This window comes from Deinococcus sp. QL22 (assembly GCF_023370075.1).
Classification (GTDB): domain Bacteria; phylum Deinococcota; class Deinococci; order Deinococcales; family Deinococcaceae; genus Deinococcus.
This window is the reverse complement of record NZ_CP097149.1, coordinates 1,550,589-1,571,333: the sequence shown is the minus strand read 5'-3', so window position 1 is coordinate 1,571,333 and position 20,745 is coordinate 1,550,589. Positions and strand designations below refer to the sequence as shown.

Annotated in this window: 18 protein-coding genes; 3 read left to right on the top strand and 15 right to left on the bottom strand. The window is 64.5% G+C overall.

From position 1 onward, the window contains the following. Window positions 1-135 precede the first annotated feature (135 nt). From M1R55_RS07580 to cdaA, 7 genes are all read right to left on the bottom strand, one after another. Complete coding sequence (locus M1R55_RS07580; RefSeq protein ID WP_249394166.1) at window positions 136-1,119, bottom strand: cell wall metabolism sensor histidine kinase WalK; 984 nt, start codon at window positions 1,117-1,119, stop codon at window positions 136-138. Next, entirely contained in the window at window positions 1,116-1,805 is a 690-nt protein-coding gene (locus M1R55_RS07575) for a winged helix-turn-helix domain-containing protein (RefSeq protein ID WP_249394057.1), read from the bottom strand. Before M1R55_RS07575 ends, M1R55_RS07580 begins: the two co-directional genes overlap by 4 nt. Before the next feature lie 492 nt (window positions 1,806-2,297). Continuing rightward, window positions 2,298-2,741 (bottom strand): ribosome silencing factor, encoded by a 444-nt coding sequence (rsfS, locus tag M1R55_RS07570; protein ID WP_249394056.1) that lies wholly within the window; start codon window positions 2,739-2,741, stop codon window positions 2,298-2,300. Between the two features lie 63 nt (window positions 2,742-2,804). Continuing rightward, entirely contained in the window at window positions 2,805-4,172 is a 1,368-nt protein-coding gene (locus tag M1R55_RS07565; protein WP_249394055.1) for an LCP family protein, read from the bottom strand. Between the two features lie 86 nt (window positions 4,173-4,258). Beyond that, on the bottom strand, window positions 4,259-4,942 hold the full coding sequence (gene yqeK / locus M1R55_RS07560) for a bis(5'-nucleosyl)-tetraphosphatase (symmetrical) YqeK (protein ID WP_249394054.1): 684 nt from the start codon (window positions 4,940-4,942) through the stop codon (window positions 4,259-4,261). A gap of 297 nt (window positions 4,943-5,239) precedes the next feature. Then, window positions 5,240-6,262, bottom strand: a complete 1,023-nt coding sequence (locus M1R55_RS07555; protein WP_249394053.1) for a YbbR-like domain-containing protein — start codon at window positions 6,260-6,262, stop codon at window positions 5,240-5,242. Between the two features lie 13 nt (window positions 6,263-6,275). Next, window positions 6,276-7,091 carry a diadenylate cyclase CdaA gene (gene cdaA, locus M1R55_RS07550; protein ID WP_249394052.1) on the bottom strand — a complete coding sequence of 272 codons (816 nt, stop codon included), beginning with the start codon at window positions 7,089-7,091 and terminating at the stop codon, window positions 6,276-6,278. 406 nt (window positions 7,092-7,497) lie between these two features. Between cdaA and M1R55_RS07545 the strand changes: the two genes are divergently transcribed. Continuing rightward, window positions 7,498-8,232, top strand: a complete 735-nt coding sequence (locus tag M1R55_RS07545) for a metallophosphoesterase (RefSeq protein ID WP_249394051.1) — start codon at window positions 7,498-7,500, stop codon at window positions 8,230-8,232. Window positions 8,233-8,291: 59 nt separating this feature from the next. On the opposite strand, the gene M1R55_RS07540 is transcribed toward M1R55_RS07545, so the two are convergent. The 5 genes from M1R55_RS07540 to M1R55_RS07520 all read right to left on the bottom strand — a co-directional run bounded on the left by M1R55_RS07540 (window position 8,292) and on the right by M1R55_RS07520 (window position 13,407). Then, window positions 8,292-9,092, bottom strand: coding sequence for a VC0807 family protein (locus tag M1R55_RS07540; protein ID WP_249394050.1), 801 nt, complete (start codon window positions 9,090-9,092; stop codon window positions 8,292-8,294). Window positions 9,093-9,418: 326 nt separating this feature from the next. Beyond that, a complete protein-coding gene (locus M1R55_RS07535) occupies window positions 9,419-9,841 on the bottom strand; it encodes a hypothetical protein (RefSeq protein ID WP_249394049.1) in 423 nt (140 codons plus the stop codon). A 245-nt stretch (window positions 9,842-10,086) separates the two neighbouring features. After that, window positions 10,087-11,469 (bottom strand): S41 family peptidase, encoded by a 1,383-nt coding sequence (locus tag M1R55_RS07530; protein WP_371827172.1) that lies wholly within the window; start codon window positions 11,467-11,469, stop codon window positions 10,087-10,089. Window positions 11,470-11,624: 155 nt separating this feature from the next. Continuing rightward, a complete protein-coding gene (locus M1R55_RS07525; RefSeq protein ID WP_249394048.1) occupies window positions 11,625-12,710 on the bottom strand; it encodes a M20/M25/M40 family metallo-hydrolase in 1,086 nt (361 codons plus the stop codon). A 271-nt stretch (window positions 12,711-12,981) separates the two neighbouring features. Next, entirely contained in the window at window positions 12,982-13,407 is a 426-nt protein-coding gene (locus M1R55_RS07520) for a hypothetical protein (RefSeq protein ID WP_249394047.1), read from the bottom strand. Window positions 13,408-13,784: 377 nt separating this feature from the next. On the opposite strand from M1R55_RS07520, the gene M1R55_RS07515 reads away from it, so the two are divergent. Further along, the gene (locus M1R55_RS07515) at window positions 13,785-15,206 is read left to right on the top strand and encodes a DR2241 family protein (protein WP_249394046.1); all 1,422 of its coding nucleotides are present in this window, start codon (window positions 13,785-13,787) and stop codon (window positions 15,204-15,206) included. 75 nt (window positions 15,207-15,281) lie between these two features. On the opposite strand, the gene M1R55_RS07510 is transcribed toward M1R55_RS07515, so the two are convergent. Next, window positions 15,282-15,779, bottom strand: a complete 498-nt coding sequence (locus tag M1R55_RS07510; protein ID WP_249394045.1) for a flavin reductase family protein — start codon at window positions 15,777-15,779, stop codon at window positions 15,282-15,284. Between the two features lie 46 nt (window positions 15,780-15,825). Beyond that, window positions 15,826-17,511 (bottom strand): family 10 glycosylhydrolase, encoded by a 1,686-nt coding sequence (locus M1R55_RS07505; RefSeq protein ID WP_249394044.1) that lies wholly within the window; start codon window positions 17,509-17,511, stop codon window positions 15,826-15,828. Window positions 17,512-17,670: 159 nt separating this feature from the next. Here M1R55_RS07505 and M1R55_RS07500 point away from each other — a divergent pair, with 159 nt between their 5' ends. Next, on the top strand, window positions 17,671-18,126 hold the full coding sequence (locus M1R55_RS07500; RefSeq protein WP_249394043.1) for a hypothetical protein: 456 nt from the start codon (window positions 17,671-17,673) through the stop codon (window positions 18,124-18,126). Between the two features lie 74 nt (window positions 18,127-18,200). Here M1R55_RS07500 and dnaX read toward each other — a convergent pair whose 3' ends face one another. Next, window positions 18,201-20,696: a DNA polymerase III subunit gamma/tau gene (gene dnaX / locus M1R55_RS07495; protein ID WP_249394042.1), complete on the bottom strand. Its 2,496-nt coding sequence runs from the start codon at window positions 20,694-20,696 to the stop codon at window positions 18,201-18,203. Between the last annotated feature and the right edge of the window lie 49 nt (window positions 20,697-20,745).

The window sequence follows — 20,745 nt, the reverse complement described above, 5'->3', positions numbered from 1 at the left end:
GAACTAGAACAAGGGGAAAGATGGACACAGCGGGGGCGAGTCAGAGGCGAGACTGCACGCCGTATGAGAGAAAACTTACCATCTGGCGGGGCGGTTGCGGGTCAGGGCCACGTCAGCCATACCGACCAGGTCGGTTCAGCCGATGCCTGCCACCCCCGGCAGCGTAAAGCAAAAAGCATTCTGCTGGCCTTCGCGCTCGGCCCACGCCTGACCGCCCCAGCCATGCACAATGCTACGCACGATATACAGCCCCATGCCGCTGCCCTGCCCGGTGGCTCCCTGCCCGCGTGTGTGGGCGCGAAACAGGTTCTCGGAATCCGAAATGGCGGGGCCGTGATCCAGCACCGCCACCTCTATCCAGGTGCCGCGCTCGGCAGTCCGGACATGAATGGGCTGCCCGTCGGGGCCGTATTTCAGGGCGTTCTCGATCAGATTCAGCAGGACTTGCAAGAGCTTGTCGGGATCGGCCCGCACCAGATGGTCTTGCCCAAAGGTCAGGGTGGCCTGCCGCGCCAAGAGGTCGGTTCCCAGCAGGCGTTCGGCGCGGGCAAAGGCCTCGGCCAGCGGCAGGGTGCGGGCGCGGGTGGGCCGGAAGCCTACCGCGAGATCTTCCACCAGCCGGGCCAATCGCTCTGTTTCCTGCAACCCTTGCCGCACAAAATTCTGGGCGAGGTCGGTGGGCATGTCGTATTCCAGCGCCTCCAGCACACCGCGCAGGGCAGCCACCGGGGTACGGAATTCGTGCGACAGGACGGCGGTGGCCTCGCGCAATTCGGCTTCGCGGCGGCGGTGGTCGGTCACGTCCTCCACGATCAGGGCGCTATGAATGCCGTCGCGGGTGGCGGTGCAGCGCAGGGTGCGCCCACTGACCTCCAGTTCCATCTCGCCGCCGCGCTCTGCCAGGGCTTCCAGCGTGTGCCGCCGCACGATTTCCAACACCGGGCGTCCGGCGGCGCGGTCTTGCGGCACGCCCCACAACCGGGCGGCGGCGGCATTCACGCGGGTCACGCTGCCCGATTCGATCAGCAGCACGGCCTGCGGGAGGGCGTCCAGCCAAGCGCCCTGTACGGGATCGCCCTGTGCAGAATTACCCTGTGTGGCGGGGGCCTGCGGGGTCATGGGGCGTCTGTCCATGGGCGCATCCGGTAGCCTTTGCCACGCACCGTTTCCAAAAAGTCGGGCCGGGTGGGATCGTCGCCCAGATGCGCCCGCAACTGCGTCACATGCTGATCCACCGTGCGCTCTCCGCCCAGGAAATCCGCGCCCCATACGCGATCCAGCAGTTCAGTGCGCGAGTAGACCCGGCCCGCGTGCTGCGTCAGGAAGGCCAGCAGATCGAACTCGCGGCGAGTCAGGTTCAGGCGTTTGCCACCCATCCGGGCCTCAGCGGCGCTGATGTCCACGGTCAGCGGGCCGTTGGTCAGGGTCTGGGGCGTATCGGGCAGGGTGCGGCGCAGCAGGGCACGCACCCGCGCCACCAATTCTGCGGCGCTGAAGGGTTTGGTCAGGTAATCGTCTGCTCCCGATTCCAGCCCCTCCACCCGTTCGGCTTCGGCGGCGCGGGCGGTGAGCATCAGCACGGGCAGGCGGCGCAGTTCGGGGTCGCCCCTGAGCCGCCGCAGGAATCCCAGCCCGCTTTCTCCCGGCAGCATCCAGTCCAGCACCAGGGCGTCGGCCTGCGCCAGCGCCTCTTCGGTACCGCGTGTGGATTCAAAAGCTGTGACGCGCAGGCCTGCCCGTTCCAGATGAAAGCGCAGCACGTCGCGCACCGTGCCCTCATCTTCAATTACAACCACGTGGCTCATTGCCCTCATTCTGCCGTGTCAGGTCAGGCGGGTGTCAGGTCGGGCGATTTGTACGGGTATCAGGGTGGTCTAAGGATCAAAGGTCTGAGGAACAGCACAACCCACGACACCACCCCAAATCGTCCCCGCCCAACTCCGTGTGAGGCCGTCATCCGCGCAGCGGGTGGGCCAATTCCAGTTCAAAGACGGCTGGCGATTCCGCTTCAGATGAGCGATCGAGCCGACTCAAAACACGACAAGATGAATCCTCCTCAGCGGAGCGACCACTCCCCTGACCCCTTTGGGGCGGGGGCTGGCGGGTGGGGGAATCCAACCTGGGAGAAGGCAAGAAAACTAAATAAGAATGGATGCGTAAGCTTGAGCAGGAGTTCTGCCTTTCTCCAAGCCTAAGTCCACGCCAAGCACCAAAATAGCCCGCACGCCCACACCACCCCAACCGAGGGCCATGCAGGCGCACAGGCCAATATTTCTTGTTCTAACTCAGATCAGCAGTTACTCGGCCTGAGCAGAGTCGATAGAGTCGGCCTGCGTAGTTGCCGTCACGTTGGCTTCGGGGTCGCGGGGCGCTTCGGCAAATTCCAGCTTGCGGGCGTCGCTCCACAGGCCCTCGAGGTCGTAATACTCGCGGGCGTCTTTGGTCATAATATGCACCACGATGCCGCCGCCAAAGGCCAGCAGCAACCAGCGTTCGCTGGGGCCTTCGACGCTGGGGCGGGGCAGGCCAGATTCCTGCGCCTTCTGACGCACGTTTTCCTGAATGGCGTTGAGCTGCAACCCCGCGCTGGCGGTGCAGATGATGAAGTATTCGAGGGTGGAAGACACGTCGGTCAGGTCGAGGACGACGACATCTTCGGCGCGGCGTTCGCGGGCGGCGTCCACGATGGCGCGGAGTTGGTTCTGGACGGTCTGTGCAGATTGCTGTGATGCTGGATTCATTGGGTTCTCCGTGATGCTGTGTGCCGCCAGTTGGGACACAGGGCCTAGCTAATGGACTTCAGTCTAATTTACTCCGGTCTGACCTTCGCCGCTCTGATCCATTCCCTCCAGATCGGTAGTGGAATCGGGGCTGATCAGTGCGGGGCCATCCGGAGCAGTGCCATCCGGGTACGCATTCAGTGCCGCGAGGGTGTCGCGGGCGTCCGTTCCCAGCAGAATACCGATTTCTCCAGCCCCTACGGGGAAACGCTCACCTTGCAGGCGGGGGAGGCCTAGGGTATCGGCGAGTTCGCTGGCGGCCCGTACGTCGCTGCCCGTAAAGACCTGACTGGCTTCGGGGCTGGCTGGCACGGCTTCGGAGGTCACGGAGGTGTAGTCCAGCGCCGCCAAAGCTTGGGCCAATCGGGGGCCAAGTGCAGCTCCGCTGGCATCCTCTATTCGGATGCTGACTGGGCGTGCAGTCCCCGCACCTGCCAAGTTCGGCGCAGTATTGCCCCAGACCTCGGCCAACCTTTCGCGGTTCACGGCCAGATTGAACGAGCCGCGAATGTCATCGGTGGGCAGGGTGGCAAAAGTCAGCTTGAGCTGGGGCAGATACGGCAGCAGGGTGGGCAAGAGGTTGGGGTCGGCGTTGGTTTCTACGCCATTGCCGACACCGCCCAGAATAGTGGGCAGGGCCGCCAGCCCTTTGGCCGATTTCAGGCGCGAGGCCAGTTGCGTGAGGGCCTGCTTCTGGTGATCTATGCGGCCCCAGTCGTCGCCAAAGCCTTTGCGGACGCGCAGGAACAGTACCGCCGTCGCGCCGTCCAGGTGATGGTTTCCGGCGTCCAGCTTCAGGTTCACGCCCGCCGCCTGATCCACCCACTCGATGCCGCCCTTCGGCACAGTCACGTCCAGACCGCCCAGCGCGTCTATCACGCGGGCCACGTAGTCGGTTCGCACGATCACGTGGGCGTCTACCCGCTCGCCCGTAATTTCCTCTACAGCGCGGGTCAGACCCTCCGGCCCCCCCGACCAGTAGCGGCTGTTCACCTTCTGGGCGGCAGGAGATCCCCGGTAGTCGTACTCGCCCACGTTGGTGTCGCGGGGAATGCTCAGCACACTGACCCGCCCGGCGTCCACTTTCACCAGCATCAGGGTGTCAGTGTTGGGCGGCTGAATAATGCCCGTGCGCTGCTCCTGATCTTTGCAGGGCTGGCGGTAATAGCAGTACACGATGTCGCGGCCTGCCAGCAGCAACGTAAAGTGCGGCGCACTGCCCGCCATCAGCGCACTCGCCGGAGTAGACGCGCCCGGCGCACTGAGTACCGCCATACCGCCCAGTGCTAAAGCCGCCAACGACAGGCCGAAGGCTTGCAGCGCCCTCAGACGCGCCAACGGGCGGGGATTGGCAGCAGCGTCGGGCAGAAGATTAGGCGGTAACAAACTCACGTCCCACAGCATAGCCAGCAGGTACGAGGGGCGCTGTCAGGGATACGGCGCAAGGCAGGGTGGTCGTCACACTCACAGGGCCGCACTCACGAAGCGGGGCGACTGCGGCGCAGTGAAAGCCGGGGGGCCGGGGAATCGGCAGTTGGGATGCTCTCAGAAGGAACGCTGTGACAAGCAGAATTCCCGTGATCTACCCGCACCAGCGGCAGCGCGTAGTAGGCCTGCAAAGTACGCGGGTGAACCTGAATGCCGCGCCCCTGAAGGTAGGTGACCTTGGAGGCGATGGCCCGGTGCAGGGCGGCGTCCAGATCACGTAGGGCCAGTTCGCGGATGTCCTCGTTTACACCGCGTCCAGGTTCCGAGACATCGGCCACGTACACGCAGGCCGACACCAGATTCCCGCCACGTGGCCCAGTGGTGTGGTCTTCTACGGCTTCCAGCACCACCGGGTCACGGTAACCCCAGCGTTCCAGCAGGGTGCGGGCGGCGCGTCCATGTAGGGCCAGCGGGTGGGCGGCGTCTATGGGGTGTTCGGGCGGCGCAAGGCGCAGGAGTTCGGCGTCGGGAAGGTCACGGGCAATATCGTGCAGGATGCCTGCAGCATAAGCACGCGATTCGTCGAGGCCGTTGGCACAGGCAATCTGGCAGGCGAGTTCTGCAACGCGCAGGACGTGCTGGTAACGCTTGGGGCGTACCATCAGGCGAACGCGGTCTTCCCACCCGACCAGATCGGCGAGGGGGTGACGCGGTTGGGGCAGTGCGGCAATCATGCGCGCATGTGGACAAGGCTCCACACCATAGAGGCGAGTATACGCCACGCTTGTGTGTCCAAGCTGACGCAAAATATGGAATCGGTTCCAACTGGGTCGGGTTTTTGGGAATGGCGTTGGGTCAACAGGTTACCGGGGTGGCTGGTCTAAGGGGCGAAGGTCTAAGGTGTTTGGGCGGGGGTGCTGCGGAACTGCCCGCTGATGCTCATTCACCCACTCTCCCCTGGCGCGAGGGGTGAATGAGCGCCAACGATTGCCTTTCTCAGATCCTAGACCCTTAGACTTGCCCTTCCCCACTCAAGGCGCATCCCCATTCCCCGTACCACTCGCAGGAGGACGGGCGGCCGGAGTCGCCACCACCCGCTCCACGGTCAGGCGCACGCTGACTTCTTCTAGCGCCTGTGCGCCCGCCGGAATCCGTAGGGCCACGGGCGCGGTGTAGGTGCCCACGCGGTAGGTCACAGTTCCCGCCGCCTCGCGCAGTCGCCCCAGCAGTTCGGGGGCGGCCACCACGCGCACAGTACTGGGCTGCACGCTGACTGCCGTAACCCGCAGACCTGCCGGGGGGTCGTTCAGGACGACGCGCAGGCTTTTCACAGGCAATTCTCCGGTATCGATTCGGCGCACGGTCACGCTGGCGGGGCTGGTCTGCACGCCCTCTACCGGATCGCCGTTCTCGTCCAGGGCGATCAGTTTCACTTCACTGGCTTCTCCGGGCAGCAGGGGCGCGGGGCTGGTGATCAGGCGGCGCACGGTGGCGACCACGCGCCCCGCACCGCTCACGGTGGCCTGTGCGGGGGCCACCTCATAGCGCAGCAGGCTGGTATCGGACGGAGAAGCCACGCTGAGGGTCACGGCCAACGTGCGGGTCAGTTGCGCGTCGACAAAGCCCTGCACCCGCTCTGGCGCTTGCCTCCGCAGGGTGGTTCCGCCCGGCACCTGCACGGCCACCGGGCGGTTGAAGCTGCCTTCGGGCACGCCCGTCACGTCTACTACGGCTTCAATCGTTTCGCCGCTCAGTTCGCGCAGGCGTTCGGGGCGGCCCGACAGCGTCACGCGCACGGTGCTGGGGTTCAGGTCGCTGGTGGCGCGGCGGGTGCGGCCCCCGGTGGTGTCGCGCACGGTCACGGGCACGTCGAAGCCCTGCTCCACGTTGGCGCGGCGATCCGCAGTCGCCACGAACCACAGCGTCAGGGCCACCACCAACGACAGCACTTTGGGCAGCAGGTTGTGAACGATCCGGCCCCATACGTAGCGCGGCCTGAGCCAGCGCTGGGCCGCGCCCCACAGGCCGCCGTCATGCCCGCTGCCGCCGCTCACGCCCGCTCCGGGTTCATGCTCTCTCCGGCGGGAGAATTTCTTCTGGTTCAGGTGGCCCCTGATCCTTGCGGTTCCTTGGGGGCGAATCGGGTTGATCGTAGACCAGCGCCCGCAATTGCTCGCGGAGTTCGGTGCCGTTCAGGTCTGGCCCCAAGCGGCCTCCCAGCGCAATTCTCATGCTGCCGCGTTCCTCGCTGGCAATCAACACCACCGCGTCGGTCAGTTCCGACAGCCCTATGGCGGCGCGGTGGCGCGTGCCGTAGCGCCTGTAGGTGCCGTCTCCGGCCTGTAGGGGAAACAGGCAACCCGCCGCCACCACCCGCGGCCCCTGCACGATCACGCCGCCGTCGTGCAGGGGGGCATTGCGGGCAAACAGGGCTTCCAAAAAAGGCACACTGACCACCGCATCGAGCCGCACGCCTGTATCGGCGTATTCGCCCAGCGGCGTGCGTCGTTCTATGGCGATCAAGGCCCCGGTTTTGCGCTCTGCAAGGCGTTCCAGCGCCCGTGCAAGGTCTTGCAGAGCGGCCCCGCCGCTGGCTTCCCGGCCTCTGGGCCGCCCCACCCGCTCCAGTGCGCCGCGCAATTCCGGCTGAAACAGCACGATCAGGGCGAACAGACCCACCGTACCCGCCCGCCCCAGCAGATAACTGAGGGTGGTGAGGCCAAGCAGTTGGGCCGCCACCCATACGCCCGCAAACACCAGAATGCCGCGCACCACGTTCACGGCCCGCGTGCCCACCACCAGCATGTAGGCCTGATACACCAGAAACGTGACCAGACCGATGTCCAGCACATCACGGGCACTCAGAGAACCGAGGGGCGGCACGGGCGTTGACAACTCCTTCCCGCCGCAGCACGACAACGCGGCTGGGCGGCACGGCACCTACTATACAAGCCTGCACCGTACACGCCCCCGCTGCGCTGCCGAGGCTGTGTTGGCTGAGTACGGGCAGGCTGTCAAACTAGATGCTGAGGCACCGGATGTGAAGGCGCAGGCCCACGCGCCTCTACAAGCTTCAGAATGGATCCCACTGCCAGCTGTTCTGGTCAAACCTGTCTGAGCAAACCCATCTGATCAACGTGGCCGAATCAAACCAACTGCCGAGTTAAACGTCTGAACGTGAGGAAGTTTGAATTGCAGGCTTATGGGACGTACCAGCCTTAATCTTTATCTTCTGCTTCTCTTTAGTTTTGACCGGTACGATACAGAGGGGTAGGCTAGACTGCCCGCCATGATGCGTCTAGCCATTCTCGCGGACCTGCACGCCAACCTGGCGGCAACATTAGCGGTCCACGCGGACGTGCAGCGGCGCGGTATTTCTGAAGTGTGGGTATTAGGAGACTTGGTGGGCAAGGGCCCGCGCCCAAAGGAAGTGGTGGAGTGGACAGAGGCCCACGCCTCGCGCGTGATTCAGGGCAACTGGGACGCAAGGGTGGCGGGGGCCACCAACCGCCCGCAAGACCTGTGGCCGCGCAGCCGCCTCACGCCGGGGCAACTGTCTTACCTTGGAGCATTGCCCTACGGCATAGAGGAACAGTTTAGCGGCGCGTGGTGGCGGTTCGTGCATGCCAGCAGCCGGGGCCTGTTTCACCGCCTGTACCCTCACAGCAGCCTTGCCGAGCAACTGGACGCCTTTTTACCCAACAGCCAGTATGGACTGGCCCAACACGCCGACGCCCTCGTGTACGCCGATGTGCATGAAGCCCTGATGCTGGATGTGGAAGGCCGCCCGCTGATCAACTGCGGCAGTGTGGGCAACCCGCTGGACAGCACTCTCCCCTGCTACCTGATTCTGGAATTCGACCCCCACAGTCCGGCCCACAGCGCAACTTTTGTGCGCCTGACCTATGACCGGGATGAAGAAATTGGAGCTGCAGAGGCCAGCGGCATGCCCTTTACACGGGAGTACATAGCCGAGCTGCTGACCGGGGCATACCAGAAACGGCGGGCGAGAACGGGGGAGTAGGGGAAAGTAAAACCGCTCTGACCCCAACTGAGGCCAGAGCGGAACACTCCTGCTGTGGCTTAGGCCTGCAATTCGCCCTTTTCGCGCATGGCCTGAGTCAGTTTGGCGGGTTCAAACAGGTTGGCCTCTGCGCCGTAGCGGGCCTTGACGGCACGCTGCACCAGCCATATGGCGGCAAACACGCCCACCAAGCTGAGTACCAACGAGGGCACCCGCATCAGCGCATTCACCTCGGCAATCTGGCCGTTAAAGGCGTCCGAGCCGAATTTGGCGACCACCCGCTGATAGTTCACGACGCTGTTGATGACGCCGCCAATCAGGTCGAACACGGCAAATACGACGGTGCCCAGCGCCAAGCCCTTGTGAACCGCAGGGTCGCGCATGGCCTGCTGCGTGGCGGCGCGGTGTTCGGGCGTTTCTCCGATGCTGCTGGCATCCAGAAACACGCGGAACAGGGGCACACTGGTAGCCGCCGAAATGAGGAACAGAATGCCGGTGAGGTAAGAGCGGGCGCTGTCTTTGATGGCGTACCAGAACCCATCGACGTACCAGAAGGCCAACGCGCCGCTGAAGATTGCGCCCGCCCCGCCAATGAGGGCCACCGGGCTGACGTTACGGTTGACCAGCAAATCCCACAGCACATAGACCACCGGGATCAGGGCGGCCAGCAAGTAGGCACGGACGTTACCGGTGGTGCCGCCGCCAAACACCGTATCGGCCACGCTGACGCCGCTGCCCAGAATATTAGGACTCAGAATCAGGATCGGAATAACCAGCGTAAACACCAGATCCCACACGGTTTTGGGCACCCGCGCCCGCGCTTTGGGGGTCACAGCGGGTGAAGAAGTAGGGTCAGACATGGGACGCATTCTCTCATCTCCGGATGAGGGGCGGCGAGAGGAATCTGACCCCCGCAGGGTGATGAGGTGGGGGATGAAGTGGAGTGATGGCCTGGGCTGAGGGCCTGCGTTGCTGCGGCTGCGGCTTGGATCAGTTGCCCGAATTACAGCGTCAGATAGCAGCGCCCGAAGTAAGACTCCTGACGCTTGACCTTCTCCCCACTGCTTCCTGAAATTCACTCCGTTCGGTCAAAAACCAGGAACACTGTCGGCAACTGCTCCAAGCCTGTCCACTGACCCACATTCATGCTGCCTCGCCCAGAGCTTCAGGGTCGGAGGTGATTGCCCTACGCGGCGCGTTCGCTGCGTTCGGCCTGCACCAGCACGCGCAGGAGCGCACCCAGAGGATCCAGAGCGCGGGCAGAAGCTATGATCATGCCGCCGTGCAGACTAGCCTCGTAGACGCTATGATCGCCGTTTTCATCGAATTCGTTGGCAAGTTCTAGGCGCACCCGGTGGTTGCGACGGGCGGCCCAGTGCATCAGGTGCAGCAGCAAGTTGGGAGCGTCACCGCGCAGCCACTGAATATCTTGCGTGCCGTGCGCCACCGACATATGAATCCGGGGTTGATCGGGAAGACCACTATCTAAAATGCTGCGGTGTCCGGCATAAAAGTTTTCACTGCCTGTTGCAGCCACGCGGTGCAGTGCGCCCATATCCGGGGCGGCAAGGGCGCGCAAATCAGGAAGGAGCATGTCCACAAGAGGCATGGTGTCAGGCAGAGGGAAGGGCGGCTGTGAAATTTCTCACCTTTCGAACTATCCCCAGATCAAAAAGCAGTTTTTATACCGTCTTAAGAAACCAATCGGTCACAAAATTGGAGGGAGGTCTAACTCTTGTCGAGATTCGTCCCACCGTCCTACTACAACTAGGGAGAGGCCCCGTTGATGACTGCGCCTCCCCCACCGGGATGTCCTCTGTGGCAAAGTTTAGGGCTTGAGTTTAATGACTGCGCTTAAGGACTGCCGGGTTGCACGCGGTCTTGAGACAGCATCGGAGCGCCGTCCAGCGCCTTGACGCCCAGATTCAGCAGTTCGTCTCGGCCCTCGGTCAGCAGGCGAATATCGGCCTCATCCTGCTCGTCGGCAATATCGGGGGTCAGGCGGGTGGGATACGGCGTGCCGTCGGGCTTGGCGTAATTCAGAATGGTCAGTTGCAGCGCGGCGTCTTCTCCGACCGGAAACACACGGGTCGCAGTGTTGCCCACGCCCGCCGTCACTTCGCCCAGCACCGGGCCACGCGCCGCATTCTGGATCTCAAAGGCAAAGAATTCACTGCACGAGGCGCTGCCGCCATCGACCAGCACCGACAGCGGCCCCGTCCACAGTTGCGGATTGGTGACGATGCCGCTCGTTCGGCCTGCCTCGACCCGCGCTCCCCGGCTGACCAGCGTGCGGCTGTTGCCCTCGGCGCTGCGGGCCACCCGCGTAAAGCTGGGCACAAAGGCACTGACCGCGCCGTCGCACTCGCTGAGGCTACCGCCGCCGTTGCCGCGCAAATCTACGATAATGCCCCGCACGCCCCGCGCCCGCGCCTGCGCCACCAGATCATGTACGCCCTGCGCCACACCCCCGCCCGAAATAAAGGTGGGAATCCGCAGCACGGCCACATCCTCGGCACCAGTAGGCGAGGCGACGTAGCTGATGCGCGGGAGGTCGCGGGTGCTACTTTCCTGCGAGGTCAGATCGACTGTGCGCGCCACGCCGCGTGTGGTGACGCCCAGATTGATGGGCCGCCCCGCCTCCCGGGCGGCCCGGAGTGCGTCGTAGGTGTAAGGCTGGCCGTCGATGGTGGTCAGAACGTCGCCGCGCAGCAGTCCGGCGGCCTCGGCCACACTGTTGGGCACGACTTCCAGCACCACCCGCTGTTGCCCATCCAGCAGCGCCAGTTTCACGCCAAATTGCCTGCGGTTGCCGCCTGTGGCACTCGCCACAAATTCCTCAAAATCTTCAGGGTTCTGAAAAAAGGTGTGTTCATCGTCCAGCGCCGTCAGTTCGGCCTCTATGACCGGATAGGCTTTTTCGGCGGCGCAGTCAGTCGGCGTGGGCGCACACACGGCGTCCAGCCTCGTCTGATAGTCACGGTTCAGGCCCTCACGGTCTACGGTAGACAGGCCGCCATACGAGTTTTGCAGCAGGCGGTTAACCTGATCGAACACCGCCTGCGCGGGCGACACTGCGGCAGCCGAGGCCCCGGAAGACTGCCCCACAGAGCGGCCCACTCCGGGCTGGGCCAGCGCAGGCAAACTGAACATCAGCGATAAGGAGAACGAGAGCTTGAGAGCGGGAGACAGCGCCGACCTGATGGCGCGTGGGGAACGGCGCTGCGGAGTCTTCATATTGACCCTCATTCTGCTCTGAACAGATGGGAAACAGGTGGGAAACAATCCCCGCTCAGATTACAAAAAACCCGTGTGATTCGGTACTTTTGGGGGGCCGTAGCTTCTGACTGAGCCCTCTGGCGGTGACCCGGTGCCTATCCCCAAAAATCTGTTTAGGACAGCGGGCGGTGTTGGTACAACTCCACCATGCGGCGCAGGAACCGCAGGCCCGGTGTGAGGCTGCTGTGCTGCACCCATTCGTCTTCGCGGTGGGCATTGCCGCCCCGGTACACGCCCACCGCAATGGCGGGCAAATCGTGTGGGACGGCGGCGTTGGCATCGGTGCTGCTGGAGGCGAGGCGCAAATCCATGCGGCCTTCGCGGGCGGCTTCGTGGGCCATGTCCAGCAGCGGGCCAGAGCGCAGGTCGCCGCCCGGACGGTCTCCGACACGCTCCAGACGCACATTCACGCCCGCTTCCCGCGCCGCGCTGTGCAGCACGCCCTGAGCGCGGCTATCGAGTTCGGCCAGAGCTTTGGCATCCAGCGAGCGCAAGTCAAGGAGCAGTTCGGCGCTTCCGGCAATAGAATTGACGCTGTTGCCGCCCGACGCGAGGCCCACATTCAAGGTGGTGCGCGGTGTATTGGGACGGTGCAGGGCATACAGGGCCGCAATGGCAATCCCCAACGCGTGCAGCGCACTCGGAGCCTGATCGCCCCAGGAATGGCCCCCCGGCCCAATAAACGTGGCCCGGTAGCGCCGCACGCCCACCGCCCGCGTGACCGCGATGCCCAGATACCCGTCTACCGCCACAAACGCACCCAACGAGGCCCGGTGCCTGGCAAGCAGATGCTTCGCGCCGCGCAGGTCGCCCAGCCCTTCTTCTCCCACGTTGGCTGCCACCCAGAGGGGCCGCCGCAGGGCCACCGGTTGCGCCGCGTAGCCTGCCAAGAGCGCCGTGACTACCGCGAGACTGGCGCTGTTGTCGCCCACGCCCGGCCCCACCAGCCGCGTTTTTTCGTCGCGCACGGTGACATCGGTTCCTGCCGCGAACACCGTGTCCAGGTGGGCCGCCAGCAGCAGCGCGGGCTTTCCCTCGGTGCCGGGGGGCGTGATGCGGGTCAGCACGTTGCCCACCTCGTCGCGCTCGCAGGCAAACCCCAATTCTTCCCAGAGGTGAGTCATCAGATCAGCACGCGCCCCCTCCTCGAATGTGGGGGCAGGCGTCTGCGCTATGCGCGGGAGGTACGACAGAGGCATTAGGGGCGATTCTAGCGGGTGCAGGCCGGGAAACAGTAAGGCGCGTGGTCAGGCGTTGGGCGATGCTTTAGGTCTGGGCTGGAAAGTGAACTTCTCCGGGCCACCTCTGCTACGCAACTCTGCGAGTCCTCTTATAAGGGAGGCAAAAGCAGGGGGCAAAAAGCTTTTATTCCCCACCTCTTGGGGGGCGTCGCGCTAGCAACGGGGGGTTCACCTTCCAACCCCAAGTAAAACCCCCAACCTGTGTGGTTGGGGGAGGGATTTTAGATTCTCAGCGGCGCAGCATCTTGCTGCCGATCATGGCGGCGAGGCCCACCAGTCCGGCTTTTACCATCGGGTTGCCCAGCATGCCGCCCTGACCAAATGCAGCTTCCAGGGGGCTGCGGCCATCCTGAGCAGGAGCCTGAGCCGTGCGGGTAAACGCGTCGGCGAGGTCGTTGGGATCGTCGGCCCGCACGCTCTGCACGGGGTTGGCGCTACTCTGCACAATCGCGTCGCCCATCTGCTGACGCTGATCGGGGGACATCTGGGTCATGTAGCCCCGCAGCAACTCGTCGCGCTCCTGTGGGGAGGCGGTCTGCAGGTAGTCCTGAATGTAGGCGGCGGCTTCCTGCGGGCTGACCACGCCGTCGGCGTTGGTGTCGCGGGGATCCAGGCGGGCCATCTGCTCGTGACGGTCTTTTTGTTGAAAGAACATGGTGAAACCTCCTGAGGAAGTGCGGCGGCGTGGTCGGCAGGTTGCCGAGCGGCACGGCACCGACAAACTGTGTGCGCTCCTTACGCTACGGAGCCGCCCGGTCAAATGGGTGAGGAGACACTAAGTACAGGCTTTACAACGCCTGAACCTCGCGTTGGGTGGGCCGGGTCACAGGGGACGCACTGGCTCCGGTTCCCGACTCATCGCGCAGACACCGGAGAGCCGTCATCTGCGCCAGCCCCCGCCATGAACGGCCTCGCCTGAGCAGGCCACTCCTCCCCTCCGTGTTGCCACCCGCTCCGCTCGTCTTCGACTCATCGCAATCCGCAGCAAGAGGGACAATTCGGTGGTCTGCACGGCGCTAGATTGACAGGCGTATGCGTTCTCTCGTCCTAATCGGTCATGGTTCCCACCTCAACGGCGAGTCGGCGGGCGCGGTCTACCGGTACGCCGAGCTGATTCGCGAGCGCGGCCTCTTTGATGAAGTGGTGGAAGGGTACTGGAAAGAAGAACCCTCGCTGCGGCAAGTGCTAAAAACCACCGCCAGCACGGATGTCACCGTCATTCCCATGTTTATCAGCGAGGGGTATTTTACCGAAACGGTCATTCCCCGCGAAATGGGCCTGGGCCATCAGGGGCCAGTGCCGCCAGAAGGCGTGGCCCGCGTGCTGGGCGGCAAAACGGTGCGCTATACCCTGCCCTACGGCGTGCATTCCAGCATGGCCGACGTGATTCTGGAGCGGGCGCGGGAAGCCCTGCCCGATCTGGGAGAGGAAGGCACGCCGCCCACAGCTTTGGTGGTGCTGGGCCACGGCACGACCCGCAATGAAAACAGTAACCGCGTGGTGTACGAGAACGCCGAGCGGCTGCGCCATAGTGGGCTTTTTTCGGAGGTGGAAGCCCTGTTCCTCGATGAAGACCCCAAAGTCGGCTTGTGGCCGGAGCGGGTGCGTGCGCCGCGTGTGGTGGTCGTGCCCTTCTTTGCCTCCGAGGGCTGGCACACGCTGGAAACCATCCCCGAAGATATGGGCCTGACCGGGGCCGTGACCGAATTCCCAGACAACCCGCACGGCCCGCAAACCGTGCATTACGCCCGCCCGGTAGGAACCCACGCCCGGATTGCCGAGGTGATTTTGCAACTGGCCGAGGAAGCACGCGGTACGGGCGGGCGGGGCGGCGACGAAGACCGGCTGCACGCCCAGGCCTGGGCCGCCTTTATGACGATGGCGCGGCGTGGAATGCGCGTGGGCGAGGTGATGATTACGCCGCAACTGGGCATGTTCGAGGTCCGCCACGCGCTGGACGAGGGCATTCCCGGCGGTGACCTGACCACCACTGTGACGCCCGAAGGCCTGCGCGACCAGACCCGCCGCGACGAGGGCGGCCACCACCGCCCAGTGCATACCCTGCGTAATTTGCCGCGTGGCTGGCGGGCCGTCCTGAGTGAAGCCGACCTGCCCCGCGCCATGCACGCGCTGTATCCGGCTATTGTGGAAGAAGGCTACGCGCACCAGCAACACGCCCTGCGGGCCACGCCCTGGGCCACCACCGCCCGCCGCCAGACCGGGATTTACGCCAAGGTGCAAAAGGCCACGCCCGAACAGGTCGAACACGTAGCCGAGGACGTGTGCAGCGGTTGCCTCCGCACGCGCCTGTGGGCTTCCGAACAGTTGCCGCGCACCTTCTTTGACGGCGTACCGGGCGCCATTCCGTGCGCCGAAGCCTGCACCTATCTGGTGGCCGAAGTGCGCGAGGAAGTAAGCGGCAAGCGGGGGAGCGGGTCAGGGCATAGCCACTGAGCAGGGATAGACCGAAACTGTTGTCAGGACTGTAGAGGAGAGGCGCTGAGGAATTGGCCCTCTCCTCTACAGGTTTTAGCCCAACTCGTGGTACTGGCCCCGGAAGTACACCAAGGGGTCGTCGTCGGTGTAACGGGCATATTCCACGAATCCCAGGTACAACGTATGATCGCCCGCCACGATGACTTCATGTTTGCGGCACACCAACTGGGCAATACAGCCGCCGATCAGGGGCAGGCCTTCATGCTCGAACCAGGGCACGCTTTCCTCGGGGCCGGGCCGTCCGGCAAAGTGGTCGGAGAGATGGCGCTGCGTGCTGCTGAGCAGGTTCACGCCGAAGCGGGTGGTTTCGGGGCGGCCCAAGACCTCGTGCATGTGGGCGCGGTGATCCACACTGACCAGGATCAGCGGCGGCGCGAGGCTGACCGACACAAAGGCGCTGGCCGTCATGCCCCGGCGCTGCTGGCCGTCTAATGTGGTCACGACGGTGACGCCACTGGCAAACCGCCCCAGCGTCTGGCGGAATTCAAAGGGCGTCAGGCCGCCGTCGGCCTCTGCATTCGGAAGGGTCATGACGGCCAGTGTAACGCGGCGGGCAGGTGAGTTTAAGAGGAGAAGTTCAGGGCTGAGCAGGCGTCACGACTGGTGCAGTCTTCGCCGGCGGCAGCGCTGGAACAGGTTGTAAATCGCGCACCAGCAGGTTGGGCAGGCGCACCACGCCACGTGCGGGAATGGTATCCACCCAGCGCTGCCCACTCACACGGATTTCGGTACTGCCTGCTTTGAGGGCCGCAAAGCCGTAGTAGCCGTTGCCGTCAGTGAGCGAGCGGGCCACCACTTCGCCGCCTTGCAGGGCTTCTACCACGCGGTTTCCCAAGATGGGCGTCCCCGTGACACGGCCCAGCAACCCGCGTGTGGTGGGCGGGCCAGCCGTCCAGCGGGTCGGCACGTTTAGGGCGGCTCCGGGGGCGGTCAACAGGGCACGGATCACCTCTAAACCCTGCGCGGTGGTGGCTTTGCTGCCGTACACATCGACGTTGGGGGTGCGGTAGGAGTAGCCCACCCAGCCCAATCCTGAATTCACGGCGCGGGCAGCCTGTGCCGCAATGACCGCTGGAGAATTGAGGTACAGCGCCGTGCCCACCGCCAGTTCAGCCTGCCCACCATCGGCACGGGGGCGCATGGAGGCGGCAAAGGCATTCCAGCCGTCAAACCAGGAGGCCTGGTCGGCAATGCCGTCGCGCTTGTAGTTCATCAGGACGTTCAGGTCAAGCAAACCGTCGCGCATCCAGGTGGGCCAGTCTTGCAGCACATCGTTGTAGGTGCGGGTACGCCGGAACGACACGAGGTCGCCCGCACGCGGCGGTTGCAAGTAGGTGATGGTGGCCGCACTGACCCACAAATTGGAGCGAACGCCCTTCACTTCCAGCGCGGTGCGGCGCACGAGGGCGGTGACCTGATCGCGCTTCCAGTCCTGCCACGCGGGATCGGCGGCAGCGGGGATACCAGTGGCCCCGGTTTCGGCATTGAAACGGGCCATGACTTTGGGGTCGTAGCCCCACACGCCGCCGTCGGGGTAGCGGATTCGGTCAAGCTGAATACCGTCTACAGCGTAGTTTTTGACCAAACTGACCACGCCCGCCACCATGTAATCGGCGGCGGCAGGAATGCCCGCGTCCAGCCAGGCGTCGCTGCCTTCCAGATAACTGCCGTCTGGGCGGCGGGAATACCACGACTGCGCCCCCATGTTCGGCCCATGCGTGCGCGAAATATGCGCCGGATTGCTGTTGGGCACGGCAGCGTTGGCGACGCCTGTGACGCTGGCCCACGCGATCACGCGCATTCCACGTGGCCTGGCAAGCTTGATCACGGCTTCCAGAGGATCGAAGCCCGGTTGCAGGTCGGCGTCGGTAATAACAGGCAGGCTGGAGCGGCGGCACAGGCAATCGGCGCGGCGAATGGCCTGCACGAACAGCGTATTGATGCCCATCTTGGCGGCGTCGTCCACCATGCGCCGCACCTGCGCCGAGGTTTTCAGGCCGGGGCCGAAGGCGTCTATCCACAGGCCGCGCACGCCGACGCCCGCCGGGGCCGCCACCGAGGTTGCGCTTGGGCCGGGTTCGGGGGCCACCGGAACAGGCTGTTTGGGCGCGTCTGTGGTGGCCGCAGGGGCAGCAGGCACGGGCGCTGGCTGAGTCGGGGGAACTGCCGCAGATGCTCCCGCCAGGCCGCCAATACTGGGCAGCACCACCGCCAGAGAGAGGGCAAGGGCGGCGGCGCGGCGCAGGGATTGGAAAGGGGGCATAGGTTCGGCGTTCAGGCTAGCGCACTGCGGCTGAGCCGTGATGAATGGCCGTACCCCTCTCTGCCGTTCTGGGCCCTTCCCACACCGCATACACGTTTGCTCGCGCCCTCTCTATTTCCGTGTTAACTTACTGGTAGGTCAATTAAGGGAGGTATTTACATGAACCGAATCGCATTGATGGCCGTTGTCAGCGCCCTCGCCCTTTCCGCCTGCAACCAACCCAACGTGGTGGGCACCAGCGTCAGCAAAAACTTTGCAGGTCAGCTGAATACCACAGCTGCCAGTGGCTACACCGCCGCTGCCGGGACTGCCGTGTACGTAGATGTGACGGGCGGAGACCGCCGCACCATCCTGACGGCCACCGGCCTGAAAGCCAAGACCGACTACATCGCCCACTTTCATTCCAAGGGCACAGCGACAGGCAGCACCAACGACTGCACGTCGGGCGGCCCTGTGGTAGGCGGACTCATCGGCGGTGCTTCCTTTACCAGCGACGTCGACGGCAAGCTGACCATCAAGGGCTTTCAGAGCACCGACGCCCTGAAAGACGCGGCTTACATCAACATTCATGAGAGCGCAACGCCCAGCGTGATTCCTCTGTGCGCCGACATCTGAACGAGTCGGAGCAATGCAGGAGCGGGAAGCGAGGCACGACGCCAAGCTTCCCGCTTTTTGCTGTCCTCGTCGTCTTAGATCTCGCCCGCTTCTTCCTCATCTCCGTCTGTTTCGGCCACCACTGGGGCAGGATTGCGGTTCTTGCCGATTTCGCGCACGCGGCCCGAAAATCTGCCTTTGATTTCCTCGTACATGGGGTGGGCGCGGATATCGGCGGGGCGGCCCTGCGCAGCTTTCAAGGGTGCGGCCTTCGATTCTGGCGGGGCCAGCTTGGGCGCGGGCTGCACAGCTTCGGGGCGCGGAGTCGGGGCCGGACGTTCGGGCATAAAGGAGGCGTAGGGCGCGTCGTCCAGTGCGGGCGGGGCAGCACTGGCCTGAGCCGTAGGGGCTTGAAACTCGCCGCCCACATCGCCCCAGTCAGGTTCCTCGGTAATCGCCTCCACGATGTACAGTTCGCGGCTGGCCCCCACAGGCGTGATTCTGTCGCCGCCTCCGGCATCGCTGGGCGCGGGCGGTGCGTCGGCTACGTGTTCGGCCTCCCAGGGCGCGGGGGAAGCGGTGGGCAGAGACGCGGCGGCCACGTCATCAGGACTGGAACGCTGCGGTGGGCGCTGTGCAGTCGGCTGTTGGGCGCGGGCGGGTACAGCAGCGGGCGGCTCCATCGTGGCCACTGGGGCAGAACGGGGCGCGGGCTGAGAATGAGCGGCTGTGTTTTGCGCGGTGATGGTCTGGGCAGGAGCAGTGTCTATCGGCGCAAACTCTGGCCCCCTGTTACTGGCCGCACTGCTGCCGGCCGGACGCTGGGTGCGCGTGGGTTGGAAGGCGGGCACTTCGGAGGCGGGGGGAATGGAGGCAGCAGGCGCGGGACTGGGTGACGCTAGGTTGGGTGACGCTGGGTTGAGTGAAGCAGCGCTAGAGGCGGCAGCCTTGGCACGGGCCGGGGCCTGAGTTGGGGCGGCCTGAGCCACCTCTCCAGTGCTCATTGCCCCAGTTCCCATTGCTCCAGCGCCCATCTTCTGGCGCTTCGTGCCTTCCGGCGTCACCAATTCAAATGCCACCGGGCCGAAGACCCGCAGCACCAGTGCGGCCAATTCATCGTATTTGCTGACCACCTGCTTGGCATGGAAGGCGTTTTTGTCGTCGTAGGTCAGGCTGACAAATCCGGCTTCGGCGTGCGTGCGGGCAGGCTTCAGAAAGGCCCGGAGCTGCATGCTGGCCTGCCGGGTCACCTCGGCCCAACTGCCCTGCAACTCCATCGGCGCGGCTGCCTCCAGCTCACCCGCTTCCAAGTCATTCAGTGCGGCGTTTACAGCCTCACGCACAGGCGCAGGCCCCGTGCTGCTTCTGCCGCCCCCACTCTGCCGCGCTCCCGGATCAAAGTCGGCCACTGCTGGGCCAGAAGCCGCCGCCCGCGCTCCGCCTGCTTTCAGGCTTGCCAGCTCCTTTTCCAGACGGTTCAGGCGTTGGGTCACGTCGGCGGGAACGGCAGCGGCAGTCTGGGTGCGCCCCGCACTGGCTGAAGCCGTACCACCCGTTCCGGCATCGGCGGCCAACAGGGCGTGTGTCAGCGCGAGTTCCAGGCTCAGGCCATCGGCAGAGCGGGCAAAGCGGGAATCCTGTTCGTCCAGCGCGGCCTGCAACTTCAGCAGTCGGGGCACGTCTGCGCCGTCCATCTTCTCGCCGCCCAATCCCAGTTCGGCGTGCAGAGCCAGACCAAAGGCGGCCACCAACCCCTCTACTACCGTGCGGGCCGCGAATCCGTCGCGGTAGAGCTGGCCTGCGCCCTGAATCGCGCCGCCTGCGTCGCCCAGCATCAGGGCCGAGGCGATGCCGCGCACGCGCTCGCTGGGGGGTAAACCGAGGGCGTCTTCGACTGCCGCCCGCGTCACTGCCGTGCCCGCCGCCAGCATCCGTTCCAGCAGGCTCTCGCCGTCGCGCATGGCTCCATCGGCCAAACGTCCGATCAGTTGTAGGGCGTCCGGGTCGGCATTCATGCCTTCCTTCTGGGCCAGACCCGCCAATTTTCCGGCAATTTCTTCGGGCGTATGGCGGCGAAAACGGTAGTGTTGGCAGCGGCTCAGAATGGTCGGGATGATCTTTTCCGGCTCGGTGGTGGCGAGAATAAAAATAACGTGGCTGGGCGGTTCTTCCAGCGTTTTCAGCAGCGCGTTGAAGGCGTTGCGCGTCATCATGTGCGCTTCGTCGAGGATGTAGATTTTTTTGCCGCCGCGCATGGCCGCCAGACCCACTTTTTCGCGCAGGTCGCGCACATCGTCCACGCTGTTGTTGCTGGCCGCGTCGATTTCCAGTACGTCGGGATGGTTGCCAGAGCGCACGCTGAGGCACGATTCACACTCGCCGCAGGGCTTGGGCAGCGGCCCGGTGCAGTTGGCGGTCATGGCGATCAGGCGGGCGGTGGTCGTTTTGCCCACGCCACGCGGCCCCGAAAACAGGTAGGCGTGCCCGACTCGGCCCTGTTCCAGCGCAGCTTTCAGCACATCCTTGACGTGTTCTTGCCCTATCACTTCATCCCAACGAATGGGCCGCGCCCGCTGATAGATGGCGCTCATCGGGGGGCCTCATCCGGGTTGAATCCCGTCTGTCTGGAATTCAATCCGA